This is a genomic window from Umezawaea endophytica (assembly GCF_025061645.1).
GTDB lineage: Bacteria > Actinomycetota > Actinomycetes > Mycobacteriales > Pseudonocardiaceae > Umezawaea > Umezawaea endophytica.
Window position 1 is genome coordinate 114614 of the sequence record NZ_JANYMP010000003.1, and the last position, 24205, is coordinate 138818.

A 24205-nucleotide genomic window follows, 5' to 3' on the forward strand; every position below is an offset into this window, starting at 1 on the left:
TCGGCCTGCCCGCCGTCCGGAAGCAGTTTCGACCACGGGTGAAACCGCGAGCGGGACGACGACCGTCCGGGTAAGGCGGACCGCCTGGCCCGCCCGGTCAGAGTTCGATCGGGCGGTGGCCCAGCGCCCGGTCCACGACCTCCTCGGCCGACAGCTCCTGCCCGCCGGGCGGGTAGAAGATCAGGCCGTCGACCTCGGGGTGGCCGCTCGACCGCCGCAACGCCTCCAGCGCCTCGGCGGTCTCCTCCTCGCCGACCTCGCCGCGCTGGAACCTGCCCACCAGCTCGATCATCTGGTCCCGGTCCAACTTCTCCACGACAGGGGTCACCCGTTTCCGTAGTGGTAGCTGCCCGCCAGGACGTCGGCGTGGTAGCGGGGCGTGACGATGACCAGGTTGCGCATGTCGTACACGCCGCCACCGTGCTGGATCGGCGTCACGTGGTGGATCTCGTAGCGCGCGTGCCCCGGCGTCTGCTGGGTCGGGTGCACGAACGGGGCGTGGCCGTTCTGCATGTTGGCGATGTTACTGGCGCTGAACTGCGAACGCAGGTTCGGATCGTCCGCGACAGCTCTCCAGAAGGACTCCCTGAAGTCGCGCCAGTTGCCGAAGTTCTGGCCTTCCAACTGACGTGCGACCTGGCCGGGGAACGGGCCCGCGTTGCCGTGCGACCCGCGCAGCCACTGGCCGTTGACGTCGCGCATGCCGGCCGACCCGCCTGCTGTGCCCGGCAGGTTCCGCGGGTCGTCGCAGCGCATCAGGCCGAGCGGGTCGATCTCCTGTGCCGGGTTCGGCACGTACGCGCGCGGGTTGGGGCCCGCCGCGAGACCCAGCGGGTCACCGGACTCGTAGCGCCCCGTCTCCGGGCTGTAGTAGCGGAAGTAGTTGTAGTCGAGGCCGCTCTCCCGGTCGTGGTACTGGCCGGGGAACCGCAACGGCGTGTCCACGGCGGCCGTCGCCCGGCAGCCCCACACGGTGCTGTGCGCGTGGTGCGCCAGGTTCCCCGCGGGGTCGACGAGTTCGGCGGGGGCACCGACGAGGTCGGTGACGATGGCGTAGAACCGCTCGTCGAACCACTCCTGGTTCCTGGCGACGCGCTCGGTCTGGCTCACCGGGCGGAACTGGCCCGGTTCCCACTCCCACACCGTGGCGCGGCCCGAGCTGTGCGCCTGCTCGGCCAGCACCGCTCCGTCCCAGGCGAAGTCGACCTGCTCGACCACCGCCGCGCCGTCGAGCCGCTGCTTCGCGACGCGCCTGCCCAGCGGGTCGTACAGGTACCTCCACCGCACTCCGTCCGGCGTGACGACACCGGTGAGCCTGCTGTCGTCGTCCCACTCGTACTGCCAGGTCAACGGTTTCGCGGACAGCCGCTTGTGCTGCCTGCGCACGACGCGGCCCTGCGCGTCGTAGGTGTAGCGGACGTTCCCGGCCCTCCGCAGCAGCGTGCCGGTGTACTCGCGGGGTCCCTGGGTGTCCGGCCGCGGTGACGGCCAGGTGCCGCTGGTGGTGTTGCCCGCGGCGTCGTAGGCGTAGCGCTCGTGCCAGCCGTCGCCGTGCACCGACGTGACGCGGCCAGCGGCGTCGTGGTGGTACCGGCGCGACCCGGACAGCGCGTCCTCGACGGTCGTCAGCAGACCACCCGGCCCGTAGCCGAACGAGCGGCGCTGCAAGACCCGGCCCGCGCCGACCAGGATCTGGGAACGCAGCCGGTGCGCGTCGTCCCACGTCTGCGCGAGCAGAACACCGGTGCCCACCCGGCGTTCGAACTCCCGGCCCGCCGTGTCATAGCTGAAGCGCACCGAGTGGCCCGCCGTGTGCAGCGCCAGCGGGCGCGCGTCCGCGTCGTACTCCCACGTGCTGACGGCCCCCGACGGCGTGCGGCGGGCGACGCGCCTGCCGAGCGCGTCGAGCGTCCAGGTGACCGTGCGGCCGTTGCAGGTCTCGGCGACGACGCGGCCCAGCCCGTCGTGCGACACGACCAGCTCGGAGTTCCCGTTGACCGCGCGCACGATCCGGCAGGCGGGGTCGTGCTCGAACGTCGTGGTGGTGTCACCGGTGCGCCGGGCGACCACGCTGCCGAGCACGTCCCGTTCGTAGCGGGTGGTCCGACCGGCGACCCGGCGTTCGACGAGCTGGCCCGTCGCGTCGTACGCGTACTCGACGACCCGGCCGTCGAAGTCGGTCTCGCGCACCAGCCTGCCCGCCGCGTCGTGGTCGTACGCCCACACCTGGCCCTGCGCGTCGGTGACCCGGACGAGCCGCAACGTCCTGTCGTAGGTGAACTCGTGCCGCGCCCCGTCCGGTCCTGTTTGGACCGACGGCAGGTCGAAGTGGGTGAACTCGGTGCGGCTGGACCGGCCCGCGGCGTCGGTGTGGGAGGTCACGTTGCCCTCGCCGTCGTACGTCCAGTGCTCGGTCTCACCGTCCGCCGCCGATCGGGAGAGCAGCCCACCCTCGACCGTCCACCGGAAGGAGGTGGCGTTGCCCGCAGCGTCCACAATGGACCTCACCCGGCCGAACGCGTCGCGGACGTACCGCGTAGTGCCTCCGCCAGGAGCGGTGACGGACGTGGTCAGCCCCGCGGCGTCCGTCCCGATGAGTCGCACCTGCCCCAGCGCGTCCGTCACCGACGTGGGGTTGCCGTGGTCGTCGTGGCCGATCCGGGTCACCGCGCCCACCGGGTCGGTGATCGTGACGAGGTTGCCGCGCTCGTCGTACTCCCGCCGCCACAGGGCGCCGTCGGGCTCGACGACCGTCAGCGGCTGCCGGAACTCGTTGCGCGCCACGGTGGTCTCGTGCCCGTCCGGCCTCCGCACCGACGTGAGCGCGCCCGAGTCGTCGTAGGTGTAGCGGGTGGTGTGCCCGAGCGCGTCGGTGCGGGACAGCAGGTTGTCGAAGCGGTCCCACTCGCTGACCGCGGCGTTGCCCAGCGGGTCGACCTCGCGCACGATCTGCCGGAGTTCGTTGAGGTGGAACGTCGTGCGCGCGCCGAGCGCGTCGGTGAACACCGTGACGCCGTCGCCGTACTCGAAGGCGCCGTCCATGAACCCGTCGGAGCCGACGTTGCGCACGCAGCGGCCCGCCTCGTCGTAGACGTAGCGGTACCGGGTGCCGTTGCGGTCCTGCCAGTCGGTGACGCGGCCCTCGGCGTCGTAGCCGAAGCGCAGCGGAGCACCGGACGAGTTCACCACCTCGGTCAGCCTGCCGTCGACGTAGCCGAACCGGACCAGCGGGACCTCCGGCTCGATGCTGGTGAGGAACAGCGCGGTGATCAGGCCCTCGGAGGTGTGGACGCCGATCCGGTACCCGCCGGAGTGGCGGATGCCGGTGAGCACGCCGTCGACGTCCCGGTCGAGGTCGATCCGGTGGCCGTTGCGGTCGGTGATGGCGGTCAGCGGCAGGGCCGCGGTGGTGCCTGCGGTGAAGTGCCTGGTGTGCCCGGATTCCGGGTCCGTGACGGCGTAGCCGTCCACCGTGCCGTGCAACGGCCAGCGCGGGCCGACCTCGGGCAGCACCGGTCCCGTCGACGGTCGCTGGTAGACCAGGCGCATGCCGTCGTCCGCGACGAACACGACGCCGAACGCGTCCACCTCCAGCCTCTGGTCCACAGTGGACGCCCAGGACGCGCCGAAGTGGCGGCCGTGCCGGTAGGACGAGAGGTGCGTCCTGGACAGCACGAGCGGGAGCACGCCCGCGAGTTCGACGTCGGTCTGCGGCAGCACCATCTCGCCGCTCGCGACGTCGACCGGGTCGTTGCAGGTGTTGCGCCGGCTCTCCGGTGTGCGGGTGTCGTTGGGGTTGTCGGGGCGGCTCGGCGAGGTGTCCGTGCGGGCGGGGACCGAGGACGGGGACGTGGTGCTCGACGGCGACGTCGTGGCACTGCTGGGAGAGGTCGTGCCTGGGCTGCTCGACGGGGACGTGCTCGGGCTCGACGGGGACGTCGTGGTGCTGCTGGGAGAGGTCGTGCCCGACGTGCTGGAGGGGCTCGTCGTGTCGGGCGAGCTCGAGGTGCTGGAGGGACTCGTGGTCCCCGATGAACCCGTGGTGCTGGAAGGACTTGTCGTGCCGGACGGGCTCGTGGCCCCGGACGGGCTGGTCACGTCGGCGCTCGACGGGCGGACCCCGTCCGGCGCGTGCGGAGCGCCTCCCGCGCCGCGGGCGCTCCTGCGCAGCGAGCCGAGCCCCTTCTGGATGGCGGCCCAGATCTCGTCCAGCCTCTTCAGCAGCGGCATGAGCTTGTTCAGCGACCGCACCAGCTTCTGGATGAAGTCGCTGATCCGGCGCACCCACGTGGCGATCAGCGCGACGGCCTCGGGGACCACGGCCGCGGTGCCGATGCCGAGCGTGCCCGCGATCTGCGCGATCCAGCGCGGGATGCGCGCGAGCAGCGAGGCGACGCAGTCCGCGATCAGGTCGCGCACGGTCTCCCGGACCACGCCGACCAGCACGCCCGCGACCTGGACGACCGTGCCGATGGTGTCGGCGGCCTTCGCCGCGCTCGACAGGTGTTCGGACTGCGCCTTGGCGTTGGCGCGGTAGGCGTCCGCGCTCGCGCCGGTCCACCCGGCCGTGCCAGCGTTGACCTCGGTCACGAAGTCCTGCTGCGCGGTGCCGATCGCGGCGGACACGTTCTTCCACGTCGCGGAGTACGACGCGATCGTGTCCGGGTCCCCCGCCAGCCAGTCCAGCGCGTCCGACAGCGGTTTGACGTGTTCCATCAACCAGGAGACGGCGTAGGACAGCAGGGTGCCGACCGGGTCGGCGATCAAGCCGAGCGCTTCGAGGCCACCACCGGCGAGACCGAGACCGGACTCCAGCCACGAACCCGACGTGATGCCGGACGACAGGTCGTTGACGGACTCCAGGATGCCGATGCCGCTGACCGCGGTCGTGGAGTCCTGGCGTTGCGCGACCAGGGGGTTGCTCATGGCCCGAACGCCTGCCGGTTGGCGTCGTCGACGGCCTGGTACTGCTCGGCCGTCTGCCGCATCTCGGTGGCGGTGAACTCCATCGAGGTGATGGCCTCCGCGATGGCGTCCATGCCGCTCTGCTCGACGGGGTCGACCACCGGCGGGAAGAACTGGCAGATCTGTCCGTACGCCTCCGTGGGGAGGCTCACCGTGCGCGCGGCGTCGAGCGCGGCGGTCAACTGGTCGCGGATGCCGTTGAGCCGGGAGGCGTGCGCCCGCAGCTCACCGGTGACCAACCCAAAGCCGTCGGACATCAGACCCCCTGATTCGCCACTAGTGCAGGATCGAGCCGCCGTCCCAGTCGTCGTCCTCGGCCAGCCCACCGATGGGGCGGTACCCGGCGTCCGGGTCGGGCTGCTGCTCCACCGGTTCCGGGAAGCGCTGCCGGTACCCCTCCACGACGGTGTCGATGGTGGGCTGGTCGTCCCCGATGGTCGCCTGCATGGCTTCCGACACCTGGGCGGCGAGCTTGCCCTGCGCCCGTTGGACGCAGGCCATGACCTGCGCGGCGACCTCGGCGCCCCGGTGTTCGGAGATCCGGTCGGTCAGCTCCAGGTTCGACAGCGCGCCCGAGCTGTTCACGGTCACCCTGACCATTCCGTCCGGCGTCGACTCGGTGGCGCTGACCGCGGACACCGCGGACCCCATCTGCTGGTAGCGCACGGCTTTCTGCTCGGCCTGCCGCGCCCATTCCTCCAGTTGGCGCTCGACCTGCTCCGGGCTCCCGCCACCGATCACGTGCACCTCCCCGCGCCCGTCCCATGGTCGTACGGACCACTTCGCCCCGGCATTTTTCGAGCCAGGATCACACGAACGGACCAAGGGAGGGATCTCCTCGACCGGTGGCGTCGAGGAGATCCCTCCCTTGGTCGGAGGAGTCAGCGGCCGTAGGCCTCCAGCAGGCGCAGCCACACCTCGCTGACGGTGGGGAACGCCGGGACCGGGTGCCACAACCGGTCCAGCGGCACCTCGGCGACGATCGCGATCGTGGCGGCGTGCAGCAGTTCCGCGACGTCCGGGCCCGCGAGCGTGAAGCCGACGACCACCTGCCGGTCCTCGTCGACGACCATTCGAGCGTGGCCCCGGTAGCCCTCGGCGTGCAGGGAGGACGCGGCGACCGCGGCCAGGTCGTGGTCCACCACGCGAATCCGCAGCCCGGCGGCCTCGGCGGCGGCAGCGGTCAGGCCCACCGACGCGATCTCCGGTTCGGTGAACACCACCTGCGGCACCGCGCGCTCGTCGGCCGTCGCCACGTGACGACCCCACCGGCCGTCCTCGACCGCTGTGCCCTTCGCGCGGGCCACGATCACGTCACCCACCGCGCGAGCCTGGTACTTGCCCTGGTGGGTAAGGAGAACACGGCGGTTCACGTCACCGGCGGCGTACAGCCAGCCCCCGTCGAGCGGTTCACCACCACCGTCGACGACCCGCAGCGTGTCGTCGACCTCGAGCCAGGCGCCCGGCTTCAGGCCGATGCCGTCCAGGCCGATGTCCGCGGTGTTCGGCGTGCGGCCGATCGCCACCAGGAGTTCGTCGGCGTCCACCTGCTCACCGGTGGTGAGCGTGATGGACACCGTTCCGTCGTCGTTGCGCTTCACGGACCCGGCCTCGGCGCCGACGCGCACCGAGACACCCTTGTCCCGCAACGACTCCACGACCAGCTCGCCGGCGAACGGTTCCGCGAGGTGCAGCACGCCGTCGCGGGCCAGCACCGTCACCGACGATCCGAGGCCTGCGAACGCGGTCGCCATCTCCGACGCCACGACACCGCCGCCGATGACCGCGAGCCTGCCGGGGACGCTGCTCGCGGCGGCCGTTTCCCTGCTGGTCCACGGTTTCGCGTCGCGCAGGCCGGGGATGTCCGGGACCAGCGCACCGCTCCCGGTCGCCACGACCACGGCGTGCCGCGCGGTCAGCGAGGTCGTGGAGCCGTCCGCGCCGGTCACCTCCACCACGCGGGCGGACCTGATCCGGCCGTGACCGCGGTGCAGCGGAACGCCGATCTGCTCCAGCCAGGACGCCTGGCCGTCGTCCTGCCAGTTCGAGGCGAACGCGTCGCGGCGGCGGAGCACGGCCGCCACGTCCAGTTCACCCGTCACGGCCTCCCGCGCGCCGGGCACCTGCCGGGCGGCCCGCAGCGCGGCGCCGCTGCGCAGCAGCGCCTTCGTCGGCATGCACGCCCAGTAGGAGCACTCGCCGCCGACCAGTTCCCGCTCGACGACGGCAGCGGTCAAACCGCCCCGCACCACCCGGTCCGCGACGTTCTCGCCGACCGGGCCCGCGCCGATGATCACGACGTCGTACGTGGTCGTGCCCACGTCAGCTCTCCTTGGCGGAGCGGCCGAGGCGCAGCGCCGAGACGAGGAAGAAGACGCCGCCGAGCACCGCGTAGCCCGCCACGTTGGTCAGCACCGCGTTCGGCGCGGACGCCCCCGCGATGAACGACCCGCCCGCCAGCACGGAGATGCCCCCGCTGAGGATCATCGGCCACTGGCCGCCCATCTTGCGGCGGCCGAGCGCCACGGCCAACTGCACGAGCCCGGAGACGATCGCCCAGGCACCCCACACGCGCAGCACCGCCGGGACACCGGACGCACCGGCGACGGCCAGGCCGATGGCGGCGAGCGAGCTGATCGCGATGTTCACGTACAGGCCGACCGGCGATCCGGTGACGCGGGACGACCGGGCGTCCACGACCGCCGCGCCGACGTCGAACAGCGGGTAGATGACGACCAGGGCGATGCCGAGCGCTCCGACCTCCGCCTTGGTGGCGAACAGCAGGCCCGCCCAGACGATGGCGAACGCGAACCGGACGAAGTACAGCCGACGCAGTGCCGGGGCGAACCCGCTGGTGGCGGGCGAGTCAAGGGTGGTCACGATGATCCTTTCCAGGGTGTGCACCGGTGGGCGGCGGTGCCGTCCGACGTCGGGAGCGACGATCCGCTGAAGACTTCCGCTGCGATACCGAACGTTCTTTCTTGGACCAGTATTGCCACGACGGCTCAGCCTTGTCAAGACAGAACGTTCTATCCCCCTCGGCGGGACTGCGACGCCGTGGACCCACACGACAGCAGTCACCCGACGCGCGGCATCAAGACCCCGCGAAAGCGCTTTCCACACACAGAACCGTTGCGGCACAGGCGATCACGCGGACACGGGAACGCTCCCGAAACCACGCCGCCAGCACGGTTTTCCAGAGTTGTATGTAGCGATCACTCTACAACGTTCGCGACACGTCGGCCACCGGCGGCCCGGATCGAAGCCGCGGTTACCGCTTCCGCTTCCCGCCGCGCTGCTCCGCCAGACCGCGGACCAGGGCGACGAACGGGGCGACCTGCGAGGTGTAGGAGATGCCGTCGAAGCTGTTGGTCACCGAGAGGCCGTCCGTCAGCGCTCGCCCGAGAACGGCCAGTTGCTTGACGACGGCCTCGCCCTCCTCGCCGCCGTTCGGCGCGAAGACGGGGGTGAGGGCGTCCACCCAGGACGCGTGGGCGTAGTCCCGGATGCGGCGCACGGTCGCGTGGACCGCCTCGGACTCCATCTGGAGGCCGACGCTCATGGCGACCAGGAGGCGCAGGTAGTCCGGTCGCTCGTCGAGGGACCGGCACGCCGCCGTGAACCACGCCTCGAGGCGCTCGACCGGTGCCAGGCCGTCGAACGAGGACGGGCTGGGGAACAGGGAGTGCAGCTCGCCGAAGGTGCGGTCGAGGAGCGCCGCCAGCACACCGAGCTTGTTCCCGAAGTGGTAATAGATCGAGCTGGCCGGGAGCCCGGACCCCGCGCACAGGTCCGAGATGGCCATGCCGTCGTAGCCCTTCTCGTCGATGAGGGCACGGGCCGCGTTCAAGATGACCTCACGGCTGTTCAGGCCGGCAGCGGACGGCGCGGAGCCGGGATCCCTCACCATGCGGCCATGATAGGTCCGCCCCACCGGGCGCCCATGATCAGGTCGACGTCAGGCGGGGTCGGACTGGGCGTGGGTCTTCACGAGTCCCTCGACTCCCCGCAGGAAGGTTTCGCAGACCAGGTCCGGGTCGAACAGGCAACCAGAGGCCATGGCGCCGTCGCGCAGCATAACGAAGTGCCGGGCGGCGGGCTCGGCCGACTCCTCCCGGACGCGCGCCAGCAGTTCCGCGACCGTGTCCAGGAACCACTGCCGGTGGGCGAGGACGGCCTGGTGCACCGGGTGGCCGGGATCGGAGTACTCCGCCACGGCGTTCAGGAAGGCGCACCCGCGAAAGCCCTGCGACCGGATGCCCGCCGCGATCGACTCGGCGACGGCGCGCAGGACGTCGGCGGGCGGCAGCCCGCCTGCGACGGCCGCGACCACCTGACCGCGGATGGCCTGGTCGGCGGCGCTCAGGTAAGCGAGGACGAGGTCCTCCTTGCCGGGGAAGTGCCGGTAGAAGGTGGCTCGCGTGACCTGCGCCTCGGCCAGGATCCGGTCGACCCCGACGGAGTGGATGCCCTCCGCGTAGAAGATCCCGCTCGCCGTGGTGAGCAGCCGGGTTCGCGCCTCGGACGGCCTGCTCTCAAGTTCACCGCGCACCATCGGACCATAATAGCGAAAGAACGTTCGGTCTTCCATTCGGCCGACTCGGCGCGGGAGTGCGCGAGGTCCGTATCGTGGTCGCGGTGAACCCGTCGATGCGAGAGCGGCTGCTAGAGGCCGCGACCGAACTCTTCTACGCGCAGGGCCTTCGAGCGGTCAGCGCCGACAAGGTCATCGATCGGGTGGGCACCACGAAGGTGACGTTCTACCGGCACTTCAGGACCAAGGACGACCTGATCGTGGCGTACCTGGAGCAGACGGCCGCCCTGGAGCGCCAGAGCGTCGGAGGGGCCATCGCCAAGGCCGACGGCGACGTCGACGAGGCGCTCCGGTTCATCGGCGAGGAGATCGGGAAAGCGGCCTGCGCTCCGGGATTCCGCGGGTGCGCCTTCATCAACGCCGCCGCCGAGTACCCCGACCCCGAGAGCCCCGTGCGCCGGGTCGTGGACGCTCACCGGTCCTGGTACCAGAGGACGCTCGACCAGCTCATCTCCCCGCTCGACCTGCCGGACCGGGCCACCGCCGCCGAAACGCTCCTCCTGCTGCGCGACGGCGCCATGATCGCCGGCTACCTCGGCGAACCGAGCCGCACGGCCGACGCGTTCCTGCGGGGCTGCGACGCCGTGATCCACGGCGGCAGGCGCTGACCGCCCCTCCACAGTGGAGCGACGGTGGCCGTGACCGGACGGGGTCACGGCCACCGAACCGTGATCAGGCGACGGAGGCTTCGAGCGTCACCGGGACGTTGCCGCGGGTGGCGTTGGAGTAGGGGCAGCCCACGTGCGCGGCCTCGACGAGTTCGTCAGCGGTGCCCTGGTCCAGTCCGGGGAGCTGGACGTGGAGCGCGGCGCTGAGGCTGAAGCCGCCTTCCGGGGTGGGGTGCACGCTCACCCGCGCCACCACCGAGGAGTCGTCGATCCGCACCTTCCGCTGCCCCGCGACGAGCTTGAGCACCGAGTGGAAGCACGAGGACCACCCCACCGCGAACAACTGCTCGGGGTTGGTCGCGCCGCCGGGACCACCCAGCTCCTTCGGAAGCGCCAGCGAGACGTCGAGCAGCCCGTCGTCGGTGCGCCCGCGACCTCCCGCCCGGCCGTTGCCGGTCGAGGTCGCGGTCGCCGTGTACAGGGATTCGGCCATGAGTGGCTCCTCAGGTAGACGAACTAGTAACTCTACCAACTGAACGTAGCAGTGCCTGACGCCGAACACCACGCCCGCCCCCGCACGGGAAACCCCAAGCCTGACTGGAAGACGGCGCGATCACCTCCCGTTGGCGATGACCTATGGTGGACGTACCAGTTCGTCTACCCCGACGATCCGCATCGCCATCGGCAACCCGCCCCAGCCCCGCTAGTGACAACGGACATCTCAGGCGTTACGTTGTAGCGTACGTTACATACAGGAGGTCGAATGCCAGGTCAGACGGTCGCCGGAGAGCAACGGAAAGCCCCCAAACCCGTGCTCGTGCTGCTGCACGGCGGAGGCCCCGGCGTCGACGCGAGGAGCAACTGGCGCACGGTGCGGCCCCGCCTCTCCGAGCGCTTCGACTGCGTCGCGCCCGACCTGCTCGGCTTCGGCAGCCAGGTCGTGCTGGCGGCGGCGGAACAGGACCTGCCGCGAGGTCCGACGGCCTGGGCGCGGGCCCGCGCCCGCCAGGTCCTGCAACTCCTGGACCGGATGGGCTTGGCGCGCGTCCACGTCCTGGGCAACTCGGCCGCGGGCGGAGCCGCCGCGCTGGCGCTGCTGGCGACGGCACCCGACCGGGTCGAGAAGACGATCGTCATGGGCGGCGCGGGCACGGGTCCACTTCCACCGCGCGTCCCCTTCTACGACGACCCGACGCGGGACTCGATGAGGGCGGCGCTGGGCCGCCTCGTCGCCGACGAGCACGACCACCCGGACCTCCTCGAAGAACTCACCGGCTACCGGCACGCGCAGGCGCTGCGGCCCGGTGCCGAGGTGGCGTTCCGCGCCATGTTCCTCCCCGACGCCGCAGAGGTCCCGCGACTCGACCTGTCCACTGTCGACAGTCCGGTCCTGGCCCTGCACGGCGAGCGGGATCGCGTCGCGCCGGTCACAGTGTCGGAACGCCTCGTGGCGGCGCTCCCCCAGGCCCGCCTCGAGGTCGTCGAGGGGGCGGGCCACTGGATCCACGTCGACCGCCCGGACGAGTTCTGCGGTCACGTAGAGAGGTTCCTCGCACCATGAGCGGCACAGGTGACGACGTCGGCGTCCTCGTGGTGGGGGCGGGCCCGACCGGACTGACCCTCGGTCTCGACCTCGCGCGGCGCGGGGTTCCGTGCCGGATCGTCGAGGCCACGACCGAACGCGCCGCGAACCCGCGCTGCAACACGACTTCGGCGCGCTCGATGGAGATCTTCCGCCGGCTGGGCGTGGCCGACGACGTGCGCGAGGCCGGTCTCCCCCGCGACCACCCGACCTCGATCCAGTACCGCACCACCCTCCGGGGCCCGGAGATCCACCGCATCCCGCTCCCCTCGTCCGGCGCGGTGCTGGAGGGCCTCGGGCGCGAGGGGTGGCCGACGCCGGAGCCGCAGCACCGGATCTCCCAGCTCTTCCTGGAACCCATCCTGGAGCGGCACGCCGACCGCGCCCCCGGCCTGACCGTCGAGCGCGGGTGCAGGCTGGTCGACCTGCGGCAGCACGCGGACCACGTCGAGGCGACCGTGGAGTCCGACGGGCGGACCAGGACCCTCCGGTGCGAGTACGTGGTGGGCTGCGACGGCGCCCACAGCGTCGTGCGGCGCCACCTCGGCGTTCGGTACCGCGGTGTCGAGGCGATCCGGAGGTTCGTGTCGACCTTCGTGCGGTCGCCCGAACTCGGTCGCCTGGCGGCGCGGGACCCGGCCTGGACCTACTGGACCTTCGGCCGCAGGCCGTCGGCCCTCATCGCCGTCGACGGGGAGGACCTCTGGCTCAACCACGTCGCCTTCGACCCGGACCACGACACCGACGCCGAGGACCCCGAACAGCTCCTCCAGGAGGCCGTGGGCGGTCCCGTCGAGCACGAGGTGCTGGGGGTGGTCCGGTGGACGGGCCGCCAACTGGTCGCCGACGGCTACCAGCGGGGCAGGGTGTTCCTGGCTGGCGACGCGGCGCACCTCTGGATCCCGGTCGGCGGGTTCGGGATGAACGCCGGGATCCAGGACGCCGCCACGCTCGCGTGGATGCTGGCCGCCGTGCACCGGGGGTGGGCCCCGACCGCGCTGCTGGGCGCCTACGAGCTGGAGCGGAAGCCCGTCGGGGAGCAGTTCGCCGACGCCGTGGGCAGAGCGGCGCGCGCCTCGCTCGCCGAGGTCTCGCCCGACATCCACCTCCCCGGCACCGCGGGCGACCTCGCGCGCGCTGACCTCGCGCGGCGGCTGGCGACGACCGAACCGCACCGGTACTCCCCCGACGGCTTCAGTTTCGGCTACCACTACGCGGACTCGCCGATCGTGCTCGGCGGTGACGCGCGGCCACCCGTGGACCTGGGCACCTACGACCGCGTGGCACGACCGGGCTTCCGCCTCCCGCACGTCTGGTTCCCCGACGGGCGGTCGGTCCTCGACGTGCTCGGCCCGGACTTCACGCTCGTCCGGACCGGCGGCGGGACCGACGTCAGCGCCTGGGAGACCGCCGCCGCGGAACTCGGCGTCCCCCTGACCGTGCTCGACCTCCCGGAGCGGTGGCCGAAGCACTACCCGTCCGACCTCGTCCTCGTGCGCCCCGACCAGCACGTCGCCTGGATGGGAGCCACCCACGACCGGCCCGGCGAAGTCCTCGGGACCGCGACCGGCAGGTTTCTCCCACCCCCGACGCCGTAACAGCAAGCAGGAGAAGCACATGGCATACGCACTAGGGATCGACGTGGGTGGCACCTTCACCGACGCCGTCGCCTCGGACGGCGTGGACCGGATCGTGTCGGCCAAGACCCACACGACCCCGCCGAACCGGGAGGTCGGCGTCCTGCGCGCCATCGAGGAGCTCGCCGCCGAACTCGGCGTCGAGGTGGGCGAACTGCTCGCGCAGACAGACTTCATCGCGCACGGCACGACGGCCTCGATCAACGCGCTCGTCCAGGGGACGGTGGCCGACGTCGGGCTCATCGCCACCAAGGGCCACCGCGACTCGATCTACATCATGAACGCGGAGGGCCGCACGCTCGGCCGGTCGGCCCACGAGATCCAGGACACGCTCCGGCAGCGCAAGCCCGCCCCGCTCATCCCGAAGTACCGGGCCCTGGAGGTCACCGAGCGGATCGACCACGCGGGCAAAGTCCTCGTCCCCCTCGACGAGGACGAGGTCAGGCGGGTCGCGCGGGCGCTGGTGGAGCAGGGCGTCGAGGCCATCGCCGTGTGCCTGCTGTGGTCGTTCAAGAACCCCGACCACGAGCGGCGGGTCCGCGAGCTGGTCCACGAGGTCGCACCCGACCTGTACGTCACGCTCTCCTCCGACGTCAGCCCGCGCATCCGCGAGTTCGCCCGGACGTCGACGACGATCATGAACGCCCAGGTCGGACCGCGGCTGCGCACCTACCTGGAACCGCTGCGGCGGCAGCTCGAGGATGGCGGGCTGAAGGGGCCGCTGCTGGTCATGCAGAGCGAGGGCGGCACGATCACCGCCGAGCGCGCGCCCGAGCACGCCATCACGACGATCGGTTCGGTCCTCTCCGGCGGTGTGATCGGTGGCCTGCGCCTGGCCGAACAACTCGGGCACCGCAACGTCATCACGACCGACGTCGGCGGCACCACGTTCCTGGCCGGGCTCATCGTCGACGGCGAACCGCTGATGGCGCCCGGCTCCATCGTCAACCAGTTCCCGATCAACGCGGCGACCATCCGCGTGCACACCATCGGCTCGGGCGGCGGCGCGCTCGCGTCCGTGGACGCCGGGGGCAACCTGCGGCTCGGCCCGCGGAGCGCCGAGGCGGTCCCCGGCCCAGCCTGCTACGGCAACGGCGGCACCAGGCCGACCAACACCGACGCGAACCTGGTGCTGGGCGTCCTCGACGAGCGCGGGCTGCTCGGCGGGCGCAAGCCGTTGCGGAAGGACCTCGCCAGGGAAGCCATCCGCGAGCACGTCGCCGAGCCGCTCGGCCTCACGGTCGAGGAGGCGGCGATAGCGATCCACGAGGTGCAGAACGCCCAGGCGGGTGACCTGCTGCGCCGTGCCGTGGTGCAGGCGGGGTACGACCCGCGGGACTTCGTCGCCTACGCGTTCGGCGGCGCGGGCCCCGCGCACTGCGCCGGCTACTGCCGGGACCTGGGCGTGCGGGAGGTCGTCGTGCCGCTCGGCCCGGTCGCGTCCGCGTTCTCGGCGTACGGGCTCGCGGCGTCGGACGTCGTGGTGAGCGCCGAACTCTCGGACCCCTCCACCTTCCCGGTCGACCCGGCCGTGCTCGAAGCGCACTACGCCCGGCTGCGGGCCGAGCTCGACCGGGCGCTCAACCGGCAGCAGGTGAAGTTCCAGGACGTGGTCCTGCACCGGGAGGTCGACCTCCGCTACTCGATGCAGGTCTACGAGCTCTCGGTCCCGGTGCCCGACGGCGCGTTCACCGAGCGCACCGGGCAGGAGGTCCTGGACCGCTTCGAGGAGCAGTACGAGCGGATCAACGGTTCCGGCGCCGGCTACCGCGAAGCGGGCGTCCAGGCCATCACCTACCGCATGCGGGCCAAGGCGAGCCTCGGTTTCCCGGTCGCGCTGCCGGAGATCGACGAGGCGGACGGGCCGGACCCGTCGGCGGCGCTGCTCGAACGGCGCCCGGTGTGCCTGGACTCGCAGATCGGCTACGCGCCGACCCCCGTCTACGACTACTCGCGGCTGCGGGCCGGGCACGAGATCGCCGGTCCGGCGGTCGTCGACGTGCCGACCACGGTCGTCGTCATCCCGGCGGGCGTCCTCGGACGCGTCGACCGCCTCGGCAACCTCGTCATGAGCTACCAGTGAGGACATCGGCCATGCGCACCACCATCCCCGGCTCGGAGGCGTTCACCAGCCGCCCCGTGCCCCGTGAGGAGCTGCTGGAGCAGATCTCGCCCGACCTCGTCCTGCACCGGGTCGACGACCGGCGGGTCGACGACGTCAGCGCCCTCACCTACGAGGTCGTCCGCCACCGGCTGTGGGCCATCACGCAGGAGATGGGCGAGACCCTGCGCAGGATGTCGGGATCGCACGTGGTCACCGAGTCCAACGACTACAACTTCTCGATCTGCGACGAGATCGGCGACCAGGTGCAGGTCGGCACCTACAACATCGGCCTGATCGGCTCCATGGACCTGGCCATCTTCTGGACCCTGCGGAACCGCAGCGACAACCCCGGGATCGCCGAAGGCGACATGTTCCTGTGCAACGACCCGTGGATCGGCGGGGGCCTGCACCAGAACGACGCCGCGGTCCTCGCGCCGATCTTCCACGAGGGCAAGCTGTTCGGCTGGACGACCGCCATCGCGCACCAGGTGGACCTCGGCGGGTCTCGCCCCGGATCGTTCAGCCCGTCCGCGCAGGACGTGTTCGGCGAAGCGGTCCCCACCCCGCCCATCAAGGTCGTCCGGAACGGGGTGCTGCAACGGGACGTCGCCGACGCGTGGGTGCGGAGGTCACGGCTGCCGCACCTCGTCGGGCTCGACCTGCGGGCCAAGATCGCGGCGAACAAGAACGCCGCGGACGGCGTGCTCAGGCTCATCGCCAAGTACGGCGCCGACGCGGTCAAGACGGTCATGCGGCGGATGATGGACGACGCCGAGACCCGGCTGCGGGCCAAGCTCACCGCCCTGCCGGACGGCACCTGGTCCGCCGTGGGCTACCAGGAGCAGTCGCGGACCGGTGACCGCGGCCTGCACGCCATCAAGGTGGCGATGACCAAGGAGCACAACCGGCTCGTCTTCGACTTCCGCGGGACCGCCGAGCAGACGGGGATCATCAACTGCCCCTACCCCGGTCTGCGGGCGGGCATCGTGTTCACCCTGCTGCCGCTGCTCGCGGGGGACATCCCCTGGGCGGCGGGCGGCCTCATGCGCTGCTTCGAGATCGTCACCGACGAGCACACCATCACCAACGCCTCGTTCCCGGCCGCCGTCGGCAAGGGACCGTTCGGCCCGGCGTGGGGCGCGGGCAACCTCGTGGCCGAGGTGCTCGCGAAGATGCTGGACGCCGAGCCCGCGCACCGCGACGACGTCCAGTCGATCTGCAACGGCACGACCGACCTGTGCGTCGTGTCGGGCGTCGACGTGCGCGGCGGCGGCCGGAAGGGCTTCATCTCCCCGATCTTCGACGTCATGGCGGGCGGGTACGGCGCCCAGGTCCACCACGACGGTGTCGACACCGGTGGTCGGCTGATCATCCCCTCCGCGCGGGCGCCCGACGTCGAGATGACCGAGTACCTCTACCCGCTGGTCGCGCTCTGGCGTCGCGAGCAGATCGACTCGGGCGGTCCCGGCAGGCAGCGCGGCGGCATGAGCGGGTCCGTCTGCTACGTGCAGCACCCGGACCAGACCGAGCCGATGTCCCTGGTGGTGTCCGGGACCGGGAAGGTGGCGAACCAGAACGTCGGCCTCGCGGGCGGCTACCCAGGCAACTCGCAGCTCGACCTCGTCGTCCGAGGCATCGACCTGCCCCAGCTCAAGGGAGCGGTGACCATCCCCTCCGGGCTCGGTGAGCTGGGAGGGGAGACCGAGGTCCTGCCCTGCGAGGGCGAGTCGACCCTGGGCCGCGGCGACGCGCTGTACCTGCACTGGCAGGCGGGCGGGGGGTACGGCGACCCGCTGCTCCGCCCCGCCGAGGGCGTGCGCGAGGACGTCGCGCAGTTCCGCGTCTCGACCGCCGCCGCGCGGGACGTCTACGGGGTGGTGCTGCGCGGGGGTTTCGAGGTCGATCCCGACGCCACCGCGCTGGCGCGCCAGGAACTGTTGCGGCGCCGGGCGGTGGACGCGGGCCTCCCGGACGTGCCGGGGCGGGCCGCGTCCGGTCGACCGGAGCCCGGCCGCCGCCTCGACGACAACCTCGCCGTGGTGGACTCGGCGGACGGCCCGTCGGTCGCCTGCGCGCACTGCGGCACGGTCATCGGTCCCCTCGCGGACGGCGCGTTCTTCTCGTCGCTGGCCCGCCGCGACGCGCCCCCGAGCGAAGCGGGGCCGCACATCTGGTCGGACCCTTCGGTGTACACCGACGTCCCGATCGTCTTCCGCCAGCTCTTCTGCCCGACGTGCCTCGTGGCCGTCCACTCCCGCGTGGTGCCGGTCGACCACCCGCTGCCCGCCGACGTCTTCAGGTCGTTCGGATGACGGCCGGGCGGGGTCGGGCGCTGGTGCGGGTCGACGGGCTGACCAAGTCCTTCGGCGCCACCCGCGCACTGGACTCCGTGAGCCTCACCATCCACCCCGGCGAGGTGCTGGCGGTGGTGGGGCACAACGGGTCCGGCAAGTCGACGCTGGTCAAGATCCTGGCGGGCTTCCACACGGCGGACGGCGGTTCCATCGGCCTGCGGGACGGGGCGGGACCGCCGACGGAGCTGCGGTTCATCCACCAGGACCTCGGCCTGGTGGAGACCATGTCGACCCTGGAGAACCTCGGTCTCGGCGGCAGGCACGGCCGATCGCCGTGGCTGCCGCTGCGCAGGGCGGCCGAACGACGCGTGGCCCGGCAGCTCGTCGGCCAGTTCGGCGTCGACTTCGACGTCGACGCGCCGGTGCGGGAGCTGTCGCCCGCGGAACGGACGATCGTCGCCATCGCCCGTGCCTTGCAGGGCTGGGACGAGGCCGAGACCATGCTGCTGGTCCTGGACGAGCCGACGGCCGCGCTGCACGGCGCGGAGGTCGAGCGGCTCATGGCGGTCGTGCGGCGGGTCGCCGAGCGCGGCGCGGGCGTCCTGTTCATCTCGCACCGGCTCGACGAGGTGTTGGGCGTCGCGGACACCGTGCTGGCGCTGCGGAACGGCCGGGTCGTCGGTCACCTCCCCTGTTCCGACACCGACTACGCGGGACTGGTGGACCTGGTCGCGGGAGGGTCCGTCGACTCGCTGGAGCGCCGGGACACCGAGCGCGGGGCCGCGGTCCTGCGGGTGCGCGGTCTGGCGGGCCGGTCGATCCGTGGCCTCGACGTCACCGTGCACGCGGGGGAGATCGTCGGCGTCGCCGGGATCCTGGGGTCCGGGCGGGACGAGCTGTGCGCCATGGTCTTCGGCGGACACCCGCGCGACTCCGGCGTGGTCGAGCTGGCGGGCCACCCGCTCGCGCCCGGCGACCTGCGGGGCGCTATCCGCCGGGGCGCGGCCTTCGTGCCGGGCGACCGGCACCAGGACGGCGCCGTGATGACCATGACCGGCGTCGAGAACCTCATGGCCGTGCGGGTCCCCGGCGCGGAGAGCCGCTGGCGGCGGCTCCGGAAGGGCCACGAGGCCCGCGAGGCGGCGACGTGGTTCTCCACCTGCGGTGTCGTCCCGGCCGCGCCCGAGATGGAGCTGGCCCGGTTCAGCGGCGGCAACCAACAGAAGGTCGTGCTGGCCAAGTGGTTGCGGACGCGACCGCGGTTGCTGCTGCTCGAAGAACCCACCCAGGGCGTGGACGTCGGGGCGAAGGCCCTGATCCACCGGCTGATCGCCACCACGGCGGGCGAGGGCACGGCCGTGCTCGTCGCCTCGTCCGAGGCCAAGGAACTCGCGGAACTGTGCGACCGCGTCCTGGTCCTCGCCGACGGGGTGCTCGTCGCCGAACTCCAGGGCGCCGACCTGACGGAGTTCCGGGTCCTCCACGCGAGCGTGCCCGCATGAGCGCCCCGCGCACCGCACCGGACCGGAGCACGAAGAACCCCGAAGAGAGCGAAGGCATGACCGTCACCGATGCCCCACCGCGGCAGGACTTCCGGCGCGGCCTGCGTCGCACGCTCGCGTTCCGCAACATCAGCGCGCTCTACATCCTCGCCGTCATGATCGCCGTGTTCTCCGTCCTCGCGCCCGAGACGTTCCCGACGGTCGACACGGTCCGGATCATCCTCACCGACCAGGCGCTGACCGCGATCCTGGCGGTGGGGCTCGTCATCCCGCTCGCGGCGGGCACCTTCGACCTCTCGATCGGCTCCCAGCTCGGGCTGGCCGCCATCGTCGTCGCCTGGCTGCTGGGCGTGCAGGGCCTCGGCCTGTGGACCTCTGTCCTGCTCACCCTCGCGATCGGCGCCGTCGTGGGCCTGGTGAACGGACTGCTCATCGTCAAGGCGAAGATCAGCTCGTTCATCACCACGCTCGGCATGAGCTCGATCATCCTCGCGGTGGTCTCCTGGGTGTCCCACGACGCCCAGATCCTCGACCTCGGTCAGGACTTCCAGGAGGTCGCGACCCACCAGGTGCTCGGGATCTCGACGTCGGTGTACGTGATGGTCGTGCTCGCCGCGGTCGCCTGGTACGTGCTCGACAACACCCACCTCGGACGCGCGGTCCACGCGACCGGCGGGAACGCCGGGGCGGCGAGGCTGTCCGGCGTGCGCACCGACGCGGTCGTGGTGCTGGGCCTGGTGTCCTGCTCGCTGCTCGCCGCCGTCGCGGGCGTCCTGCTCAGCTCGTCGCTGGCCACCGGCGACCCCACCGTCGGCCCCGGCTACCTGCTCCCGGCCTTCGCCGCCGCGTTCCTGGGGTCCACCCAGTTCCGCGACGGGCGGTTCAACGTCCTGGGCACGGTCGTCGCGGTGTACGTCCTCGCGACCGGCGTCAAGGGCCTCCAGCTCGCCGGGGCCCCGGTGTGGATCCCCGAACTCTTCAACGGTGTCGCGCTGCTCGTCGCGGTGGCGGTGACCCGGCTGCGCAAGTCCGGCGGCCGCGCGCGCGAGACCGCCTGATCGCCCGATCCCGTTCCCCACCACCACTCCTCGCACAAGGACGGCACATGAGAACACGCATGCTCGCGCTCAGAAGCACAGCCGTGGTCGCGGCGGTCGCGCTGGTGTCCGCCTGCGGCAGCAGCGGCTCCACCACCTCCAGCGCCGCCATCCCGGCGGACGCGCGGAAGCGGGCGCAGGACATCATCGCGCCGCTGATCGGCCGTCCGAGCGACTTCCCCATCACCGAACCGCTCAAGTCACCGGTTCCCTCGGGCACCCGCATCGCGTACATCGACAACGGCAACGCTCTGGTGTCCTTGGTCTACAAGTTGATGCAGCCCGCGGCAGAGCAGCTCGGGGTCGAGCTGTACGCGGTCCGCGCGGGCACGTCGGCCAGCGGCGTCCAGAGCGCCTTCAGCACGGTCGTGCAGCAGCGCCCCGCGGCGGTCATCAACACCGCCATCGACCCCGCGCTGTGGAACAACCAGCGCCAGGAGCTCGTGGCCGCGGGAATCCCGGTGGTGTCACTGGGAACGGTCGCGGGCGCGGACTCAGGGCTCGTGCAGCCGAACGGGACGGCGGCCTTCGAGAGGCAGGGCCGCCTCCAGGCCGCCTGGCTGGTCGCCAACAGCGAGAAGGCGGTCCACGCGGTCCTGTACGAGCACAGCGAGATCGCGTACGGATCGGCGGTCAAGCGCGGCTTCGAGAGCGAGTTGGAGGAACTCTGCCCCGACTGCACGTCGCGGGTCGTGCAGATCCCGATCACCGAGGTCGGGAACAAGGCCCCGGAACGGATCGTGAGCGACCTGAGGGCGAACCCGGACACCGGCGCGGTCGTCTTCCAGTCCTCCGCGGCGGCCACCGGCCTGCCCGCCCGGCTCAAGGTCGCGGGCCTCACGAACATCAAGATCGTCGGCGCCAACCCCGTGCCGACCAACCTCCAGTACCTCAAGGACCAGCAGGCCACCGTGGAGCTGGGCGCGGACCTCAACACCCTGGCGTGGACCGCCGTCGACACCGCCGCCCGCCTGATCGTCGGGCAGGCGCCGCAGCGGAACGTGCTGGACGGGGAGGCGCTGGTGCAGCAGTTCCTGCGCCCGGAGGACATCACGTTCGACCCGACGCTCGGCTTCTCCGCCTACCCGGACGTGGCCGCCCGCTTCAAGACGCTCTGGGGCAGGTGAGATCGGCACGGGCGCGCGACGACCGCCGCCCCGACACCGCGGTCGCGGAGTCGGGGCGGCGGTTCACGTCGACGGCGGAGCCGTCAGGGACGGGTGGGGCTCGCGAACGGGTTCGCATCGGTGTGGCGGTGGCCCCACACGTCGGAGGTGCCGAAGTCGTGGGCGACCCAGTCGTCCCCGACCTCGATGCCGCCCCACCCGATCTCCAGGTGGAACCCGCTGGGGTTGCGCACGTAGAAGGAGACCGCCCTGTCGTTCATGTGACGGCCGAGGCTGATCGAGATCGGCACGTCGTTCGCCTGCGCGCGGTCGAACGCCCGGCCGACGTCGTCGAGCGAGCCGTGCTCGATCTCCAGGTGGTGGATGGACGTGGTCTCGGCGCTCGCTAGTGCGATGCTGTGGTGGGTGGTGTTGCACCGGAAGAAGAACAGGCCCGGCGCGCGGTAGTCGGTCAGCTTGAACTCCAGCACCGACTCGTACAGGTCGCGCAGTTCGTCGAGCTTCGGGCTGGCGAGGACCAGGTGCCCGAGCCCGGTGACGCCAGGGGTGGCGTCCGCGGGGCGCACCGGCCGGGGGTGGGTCCTGGCTTGGCCGAGGACGATCTCCACCCGGTAGCCGACGGGATCGGTGAACCAGCGGAGCCGGGTGGCCCCGCGCAGCCGCGCTTCCTCGGCCGTGCCCTCCTCGACGGCGAACCCGGCGTCGGTCAGCCGCCGGGTCAGGCGGTCCAGCTCGGGAGCCGTGTCGACCACCCAGCCGATGTGCCGCGGGCTGTCCTCGGTGGACCGGTACAGCGCCAGCCGGTACTCGACGTCGTCGAGCGCGGCGAGGACGACCTCCTCGGTGCCGAACTCCACGGTGGCGCTCTTGACGCCCAACGTGCGGTCGAACAGGGTCGTCCAGGCCTCGACGTCCGTCGTGTTGAGCCCGACGTACCCCAGTTTGCTGATACCCACCGGTGATCTCATCCTTCCGCGGCGGCGGCCGTGACGCCGCCCGACAGGAACTCGCGAACGACGTGGTTGAACTCGGGAGCCCGCTCGTACTGCACCCAGTGGCGGCAGTGCGGGAGGACCCTCAGCTCCGCGTCGGGGATGCCCTGGAGGATCCTGGTCGCCCAGGACAGCGGGACGGTCTGGTCCTCGCGCCCCCACAGCAGCAGCGTGGCCGCCCGGACGCGCGGGAGGTCGGGGGTCAGGTCGCCGAAGTTCGGCGGGATCGGCAGTTCGGGGTGGGCCGCCAGGCTCGACCGGTAGCGCTCGTCGATCAGGGACTCGGTCGCCAACGACTCGTCGTGCACCATCAGGCGGACGAACGCGGCCATCGCCTCCCTCGACGGGGTCTCGGCCGCCATGTAGCCGAAGAGGTGCTCCAACCCGACCGGCCACGGCGGGACGTCGTCGGGGAGCACTCCACCGGGCGCCATCAGGACGAGGCGGTCCACCCGCTCCGGCTCGGTGACGGCCAGCCTCATCGCGACGCCGCCGCCGTAGGAGTTGCCCACGAGGTGGGCGCGCTCGATCCCCAGCGCGGTCATCGCGGCGCTCACCGCCTCCGCCGCGTGGAACAGCAGCGGCTGGTCGGTCTCGCGTGGCGAACTGCCCCAGCCGGGCAGGTCCACCACGATGTTGCGGTAGTCCCCGAACGCCTGGAGGTTGTTCCCGAAGTTGCTCATACCGGTCGCGCCGGGCCCGGACCCGTGCAACCAGATCACCGGGAGTCCGGTACCGGACTCCTCGTACGCCAAGTGGGTACCACCCACGTCCACGGTCTTCACCACAGCTCACCACCCTTGTATGTAACGCTCACTATAATGAGTCCGGGCCGCACCGCAAGCGCCGTCGCGCACCGGACCCCGGACCGTGAAAGGCCGACACCATGGGAGAACCCGCCCCCCGCCGGGAGACCGTCATCGGCAAGGTCGTCCTGATCCTGCGGGCCTTCACCGTCGACCGGACGACCCTGACGTTCTCCCAGCTCCACACCCGGACCGGTCTGCCGAAGGCCACGCTGCACCGGGTCGCGGGCGACCTCGTCCACTCGGGACTCCTGGACCGCGTCGACGGCCGCTACCGCCTGTCCGGCCTGGTGTTCGAACTGGGCATGCGCGCCTCGGTGGAGCGGGAACTGCTGGAGGTCGCCCTGCCCTTCCTGGAGGAGTTGCGCGAGAAGACCCGCGAAACCGTGCACCTGGGCGTGCGGGAGGGGACCGAGGTCGTCTACGTCGCCAAGGTGGGCGGCCACCGGCAGGCGGCCTCACCGTCCCGGCTCGGCGGCAGGATGCCGTTGCACGCCACCGCGATCGGCAAGGTCCTGCTGGCGCACGCCCCCGCGGAGGTGCGCGACCGGGTCCTCGGCGCGATCCGGACCCGGCTGGCACCGCGCACGATCACCAACGTCGACGTGCTCCGGACGCAACTCGACGCCGTGCTGGAGAAGGCGGTCGCGTTCGAGCACGAGGAGTCGGCCGTGGGGATCGCCTGCGTCGCCTGCCCGGTCTTCGACGCCCACGACACCGTCGTCGGCGCGGTCAGCGTCACCGGGCCGGTCACCCGCTTCCACCCCGCGAGCCACGTGTCGGCGGTCCGCGCCGCGGCGGCGGGCATCACCGCCGCGCTCGCCCGCCGCGACCACGACGGCGACACGGCGGTTCCACCCAGCGGAACCAAACCGTGGAGCTGAACCCCCGGACCCG

General features: G+C 71.8%; 20 protein-coding genes. 9 read left to right on the forward strand and 11 right to left on the reverse strand.

Features of this window, described 5'->3' with window-relative positions:
• Positions 1–97: 97 nt before the first annotated feature.
• The 8 genes from NZH93_RS07890 to NZH93_RS07925 all read right to left on the reverse strand — a co-directional run bounded on the left by NZH93_RS07890 (position 98) and on the right by NZH93_RS07925 (position 9520).
• Positions 98–328, reverse strand: a complete 231-nt coding sequence (locus NZH93_RS07890) for a bacteriocin immunity protein (RefSeq protein ID WP_259622287.1) — start codon at positions 326–328, stop codon at positions 98–100.
• Complete coding sequence (locus tag NZH93_RS07895) at positions 325–4926, reverse strand: pyocin-S2/colicin E7-DNase domain-containing protein (protein ID WP_259622288.1); 4602 nt, start codon at positions 4924–4926, stop codon at positions 325–327. Before NZH93_RS07895 ends, NZH93_RS07890 begins: the two co-directional genes overlap by 4 nt.
• Entirely contained in the window at positions 4923–5222 is a 300-nt protein-coding gene (locus NZH93_RS07900) for a type VII secretion target (protein WP_259622289.1), read from the reverse strand. Before NZH93_RS07900 ends, NZH93_RS07895 begins: the two co-directional genes overlap by 4 nt.
• Positions 5223–5241: 19 nt before the next feature.
• The gene (locus tag NZH93_RS07905) at positions 5242–5706 is read right to left on the reverse strand and encodes a YbaB/EbfC family nucleoid-associated protein (protein WP_259622290.1); all 465 of its coding nucleotides are present in this window, start codon (positions 5704–5706) and stop codon (positions 5242–5244) included.
• 140 nt (positions 5707–5846) lie between these two features.
• Positions 5847–7286 carry a dihydrolipoyl dehydrogenase family protein gene (locus tag NZH93_RS07910; protein ID WP_259622291.1) on the reverse strand — a complete coding sequence of 480 codons (1440 nt, stop codon included), beginning with the start codon at positions 7284–7286 and terminating at the stop codon, positions 5847–5849.
• Between the two features lies 1 nt (position 7287).
• Positions 7288–7845 (reverse strand): hypothetical protein, encoded by a 558-nt coding sequence (locus tag NZH93_RS07915; RefSeq protein ID WP_259622292.1) that lies wholly within the window; start codon positions 7843–7845, stop codon positions 7288–7290.
• Positions 7846–8236: 391 nt separating this feature from the next.
• The gene (locus tag NZH93_RS07920; protein ID WP_259622293.1) at positions 8237–8875 is read right to left on the reverse strand and encodes a TetR/AcrR family transcriptional regulator; all 639 of its coding nucleotides are present in this window, start codon (positions 8873–8875) and stop codon (positions 8237–8239) included.
• A 48-nt stretch (positions 8876–8923) separates the two neighbouring features.
• On the reverse strand, positions 8924–9520 hold the full coding sequence (locus NZH93_RS07925; RefSeq protein WP_259622294.1) for a TetR/AcrR family transcriptional regulator: 597 nt from the start codon (positions 9518–9520) through the stop codon (positions 8924–8926).
• A 74-nt stretch (positions 9521–9594) separates the two neighbouring features.
• On the opposite strand from NZH93_RS07925, the gene NZH93_RS07930 reads away from it, so the two are divergent.
• Positions 9595–10167, forward strand: coding sequence for a TetR/AcrR family transcriptional regulator (locus tag NZH93_RS07930; RefSeq protein ID WP_259622295.1), 573 nt, complete (start codon positions 9595–9597; stop codon positions 10165–10167).
• 64 nt (positions 10168–10231) lie between these two features.
• Here NZH93_RS07930 and NZH93_RS07935 read toward each other — a convergent pair whose 3' ends face one another.
• Positions 10232–10660 carry an organic hydroperoxide resistance protein gene (locus tag NZH93_RS07935; protein WP_259622296.1) on the reverse strand — a complete coding sequence of 143 codons (429 nt, stop codon included), beginning with the start codon at positions 10658–10660 and terminating at the stop codon, positions 10232–10234.
• 270 nt (positions 10661–10930) lie between these two features.
• On the opposite strand from NZH93_RS07935, the gene NZH93_RS07940 reads away from it, so the two are divergent.
• From NZH93_RS07940 to NZH93_RS07970, 7 genes are read left to right on the forward strand one after another with little or no spacing between them, the layout of a single operon-like run.
• Entirely contained in the window at positions 10931–11728 is a 798-nt protein-coding gene (locus tag NZH93_RS07940; RefSeq protein WP_259622297.1) for an alpha/beta fold hydrolase, read from the forward strand.
• The gene (locus NZH93_RS07945; RefSeq protein ID WP_259622298.1) at positions 11725–13347 is read left to right on the forward strand and encodes an FAD-dependent monooxygenase; all 1623 of its coding nucleotides are present in this window, start codon (positions 11725–11727) and stop codon (positions 13345–13347) included. Before NZH93_RS07940 ends, NZH93_RS07945 begins: the two co-directional genes overlap by 4 nt.
• A gap of 19 nt (positions 13348–13366) precedes the next feature.
• Positions 13367–15469 (forward strand): hydantoinase/oxoprolinase family protein, encoded by a 2103-nt coding sequence (locus NZH93_RS07950; RefSeq protein ID WP_259622299.1) that lies wholly within the window; start codon positions 13367–13369, stop codon positions 15467–15469.
• An 11-nt stretch (positions 15470–15480) separates the two neighbouring features.
• The gene (locus NZH93_RS07955; RefSeq protein ID WP_259622300.1) at positions 15481–17802 is read left to right on the forward strand and encodes a hydantoinase B/oxoprolinase family protein; all 2322 of its coding nucleotides are present in this window, start codon (positions 15481–15483) and stop codon (positions 17800–17802) included.
• Positions 17799–19286 carry a sugar ABC transporter ATP-binding protein gene (locus NZH93_RS07960; RefSeq protein WP_259622301.1) on the forward strand — a complete coding sequence of 496 codons (1488 nt, stop codon included), beginning with the start codon at positions 17799–17801 and terminating at the stop codon, positions 19284–19286. The genes NZH93_RS07955 and NZH93_RS07960 overlap by 4 nt, the downstream gene beginning before the upstream one ends.
• A complete protein-coding gene (locus NZH93_RS07965) occupies positions 19283–20344 on the forward strand; it encodes an ABC transporter permease (protein ID WP_259622302.1) in 1062 nt (353 codons plus the stop codon). The genes NZH93_RS07960 and NZH93_RS07965 overlap by 4 nt, the downstream gene beginning before the upstream one ends.
• Positions 20345–20391: 47 nt before the next feature.
• On the forward strand, positions 20392–21510 hold the full coding sequence (locus NZH93_RS07970) for a sugar ABC transporter substrate-binding protein (protein ID WP_259622303.1): 1119 nt from the start codon (positions 20392–20394) through the stop codon (positions 21508–21510).
• 83 nt (positions 21511–21593) lie between these two features.
• Here the strand turns inward: NZH93_RS07970 and NZH93_RS07975 are convergent, their stop codons facing one another.
• Both NZH93_RS07975 and NZH93_RS07980 read right to left on the reverse strand, forming a co-directional pair.
• A complete protein-coding gene (locus tag NZH93_RS07975; RefSeq protein ID WP_259622304.1) occupies positions 21594–22466 on the reverse strand; it encodes a VOC family protein in 873 nt (290 codons plus the stop codon).
• A gap of 8 nt (positions 22467–22474) precedes the next feature.
• Positions 22475–23290, reverse strand: coding sequence for an alpha/beta fold hydrolase (locus NZH93_RS07980; RefSeq protein ID WP_259622305.1), 816 nt, complete (start codon positions 23288–23290; stop codon positions 22475–22477).
• A 98-nt stretch (positions 23291–23388) separates the two neighbouring features.
• On the opposite strand from NZH93_RS07980, the gene NZH93_RS07985 reads away from it, so the two are divergent.
• Complete coding sequence (locus NZH93_RS07985) at positions 23389–24192, forward strand: IclR family transcriptional regulator (protein WP_259622306.1); 804 nt, start codon at positions 23389–23391, stop codon at positions 24190–24192.
• The last annotated feature ends 13 nt before the right edge of the window (positions 24193–24205 follow it).

Bases quoted from the DNA above. Each gene is read 5' to 3' on its own strand.
- NZH93_RS07955 (WP_259622300.1), top strand. From the start codon at position 15,481: ATGCGCACCACCATCCCCGGCTCGGAGGCGTTCACCAGCCGCCCCGTG.
- NZH93_RS07950 (WP_259622299.1), top strand. From the start codon at position 13,367: ATGGCATACGCACTAGGGATCGACGTGGGTGGCACCTTCACCGACGCC.
- NZH93_RS07970 (WP_259622303.1), top strand. From the start codon at position 20,392: ATGAGAACACGCATGCTCGCGCTCAGAAGCACAGCCGTGGTCGCGGCG.
- NZH93_RS07960 (WP_259622301.1), top strand. From the start codon at position 17,799: ATGACGGCCGGGCGGGGTCGGGCGCTGGTGCGGGTCGACGGGCTGACC.
- NZH93_RS07925 (WP_259622294.1), bottom strand. From the start codon at position 9,520: ATGGTGCGCGGTGAACTTGAGAGCAGGCCGTCCGAGGCGCGAACCCGG.
- NZH93_RS07935 (WP_259622296.1), bottom strand. From the start codon at position 10,660: ATGGCCGAATCCCTGTACACGGCGACCGCGACCTCGACCGGCAACGGC.
- NZH93_RS07985 (WP_259622306.1), top strand. From the start codon at position 23,389: ATGGGAGAACCCGCCCCCCGCCGGGAGACCGTCATCGGCAAGGTCGTC.
- NZH93_RS07920 (WP_259622293.1), bottom strand. From the start codon at position 8,875: ATGGTGAGGGATCCCGGCTCCGCGCCGTCCGCTGCCGGCCTGAACAGC.
- NZH93_RS07940 (WP_259622297.1), top strand. From the start codon at position 10,931: ATGCCAGGTCAGACGGTCGCCGGAGAGCAACGGAAAGCCCCCAAACCC.
- NZH93_RS07895 (WP_259622288.1), bottom strand. From the start codon at position 4,926: ATGAGCAACCCCCTGGTCGCGCAACGCCAGGACTCCACGACCGCGGTC.
- NZH93_RS07945 (WP_259622298.1), top strand. From the start codon at position 11,725: ATGAGCGGCACAGGTGACGACGTCGGCGTCCTCGTGGTGGGGGCGGGC.
- NZH93_RS07965 (WP_259622302.1), top strand. From the start codon at position 19,283: ATGAGCGCCCCGCGCACCGCACCGGACCGGAGCACGAAGAACCCCGAA.
- NZH93_RS07900 (WP_259622289.1), bottom strand. From the start codon at position 5,222: ATGTCCGACGGCTTTGGGTTGGTCACCGGTGAGCTGCGGGCGCACGCC.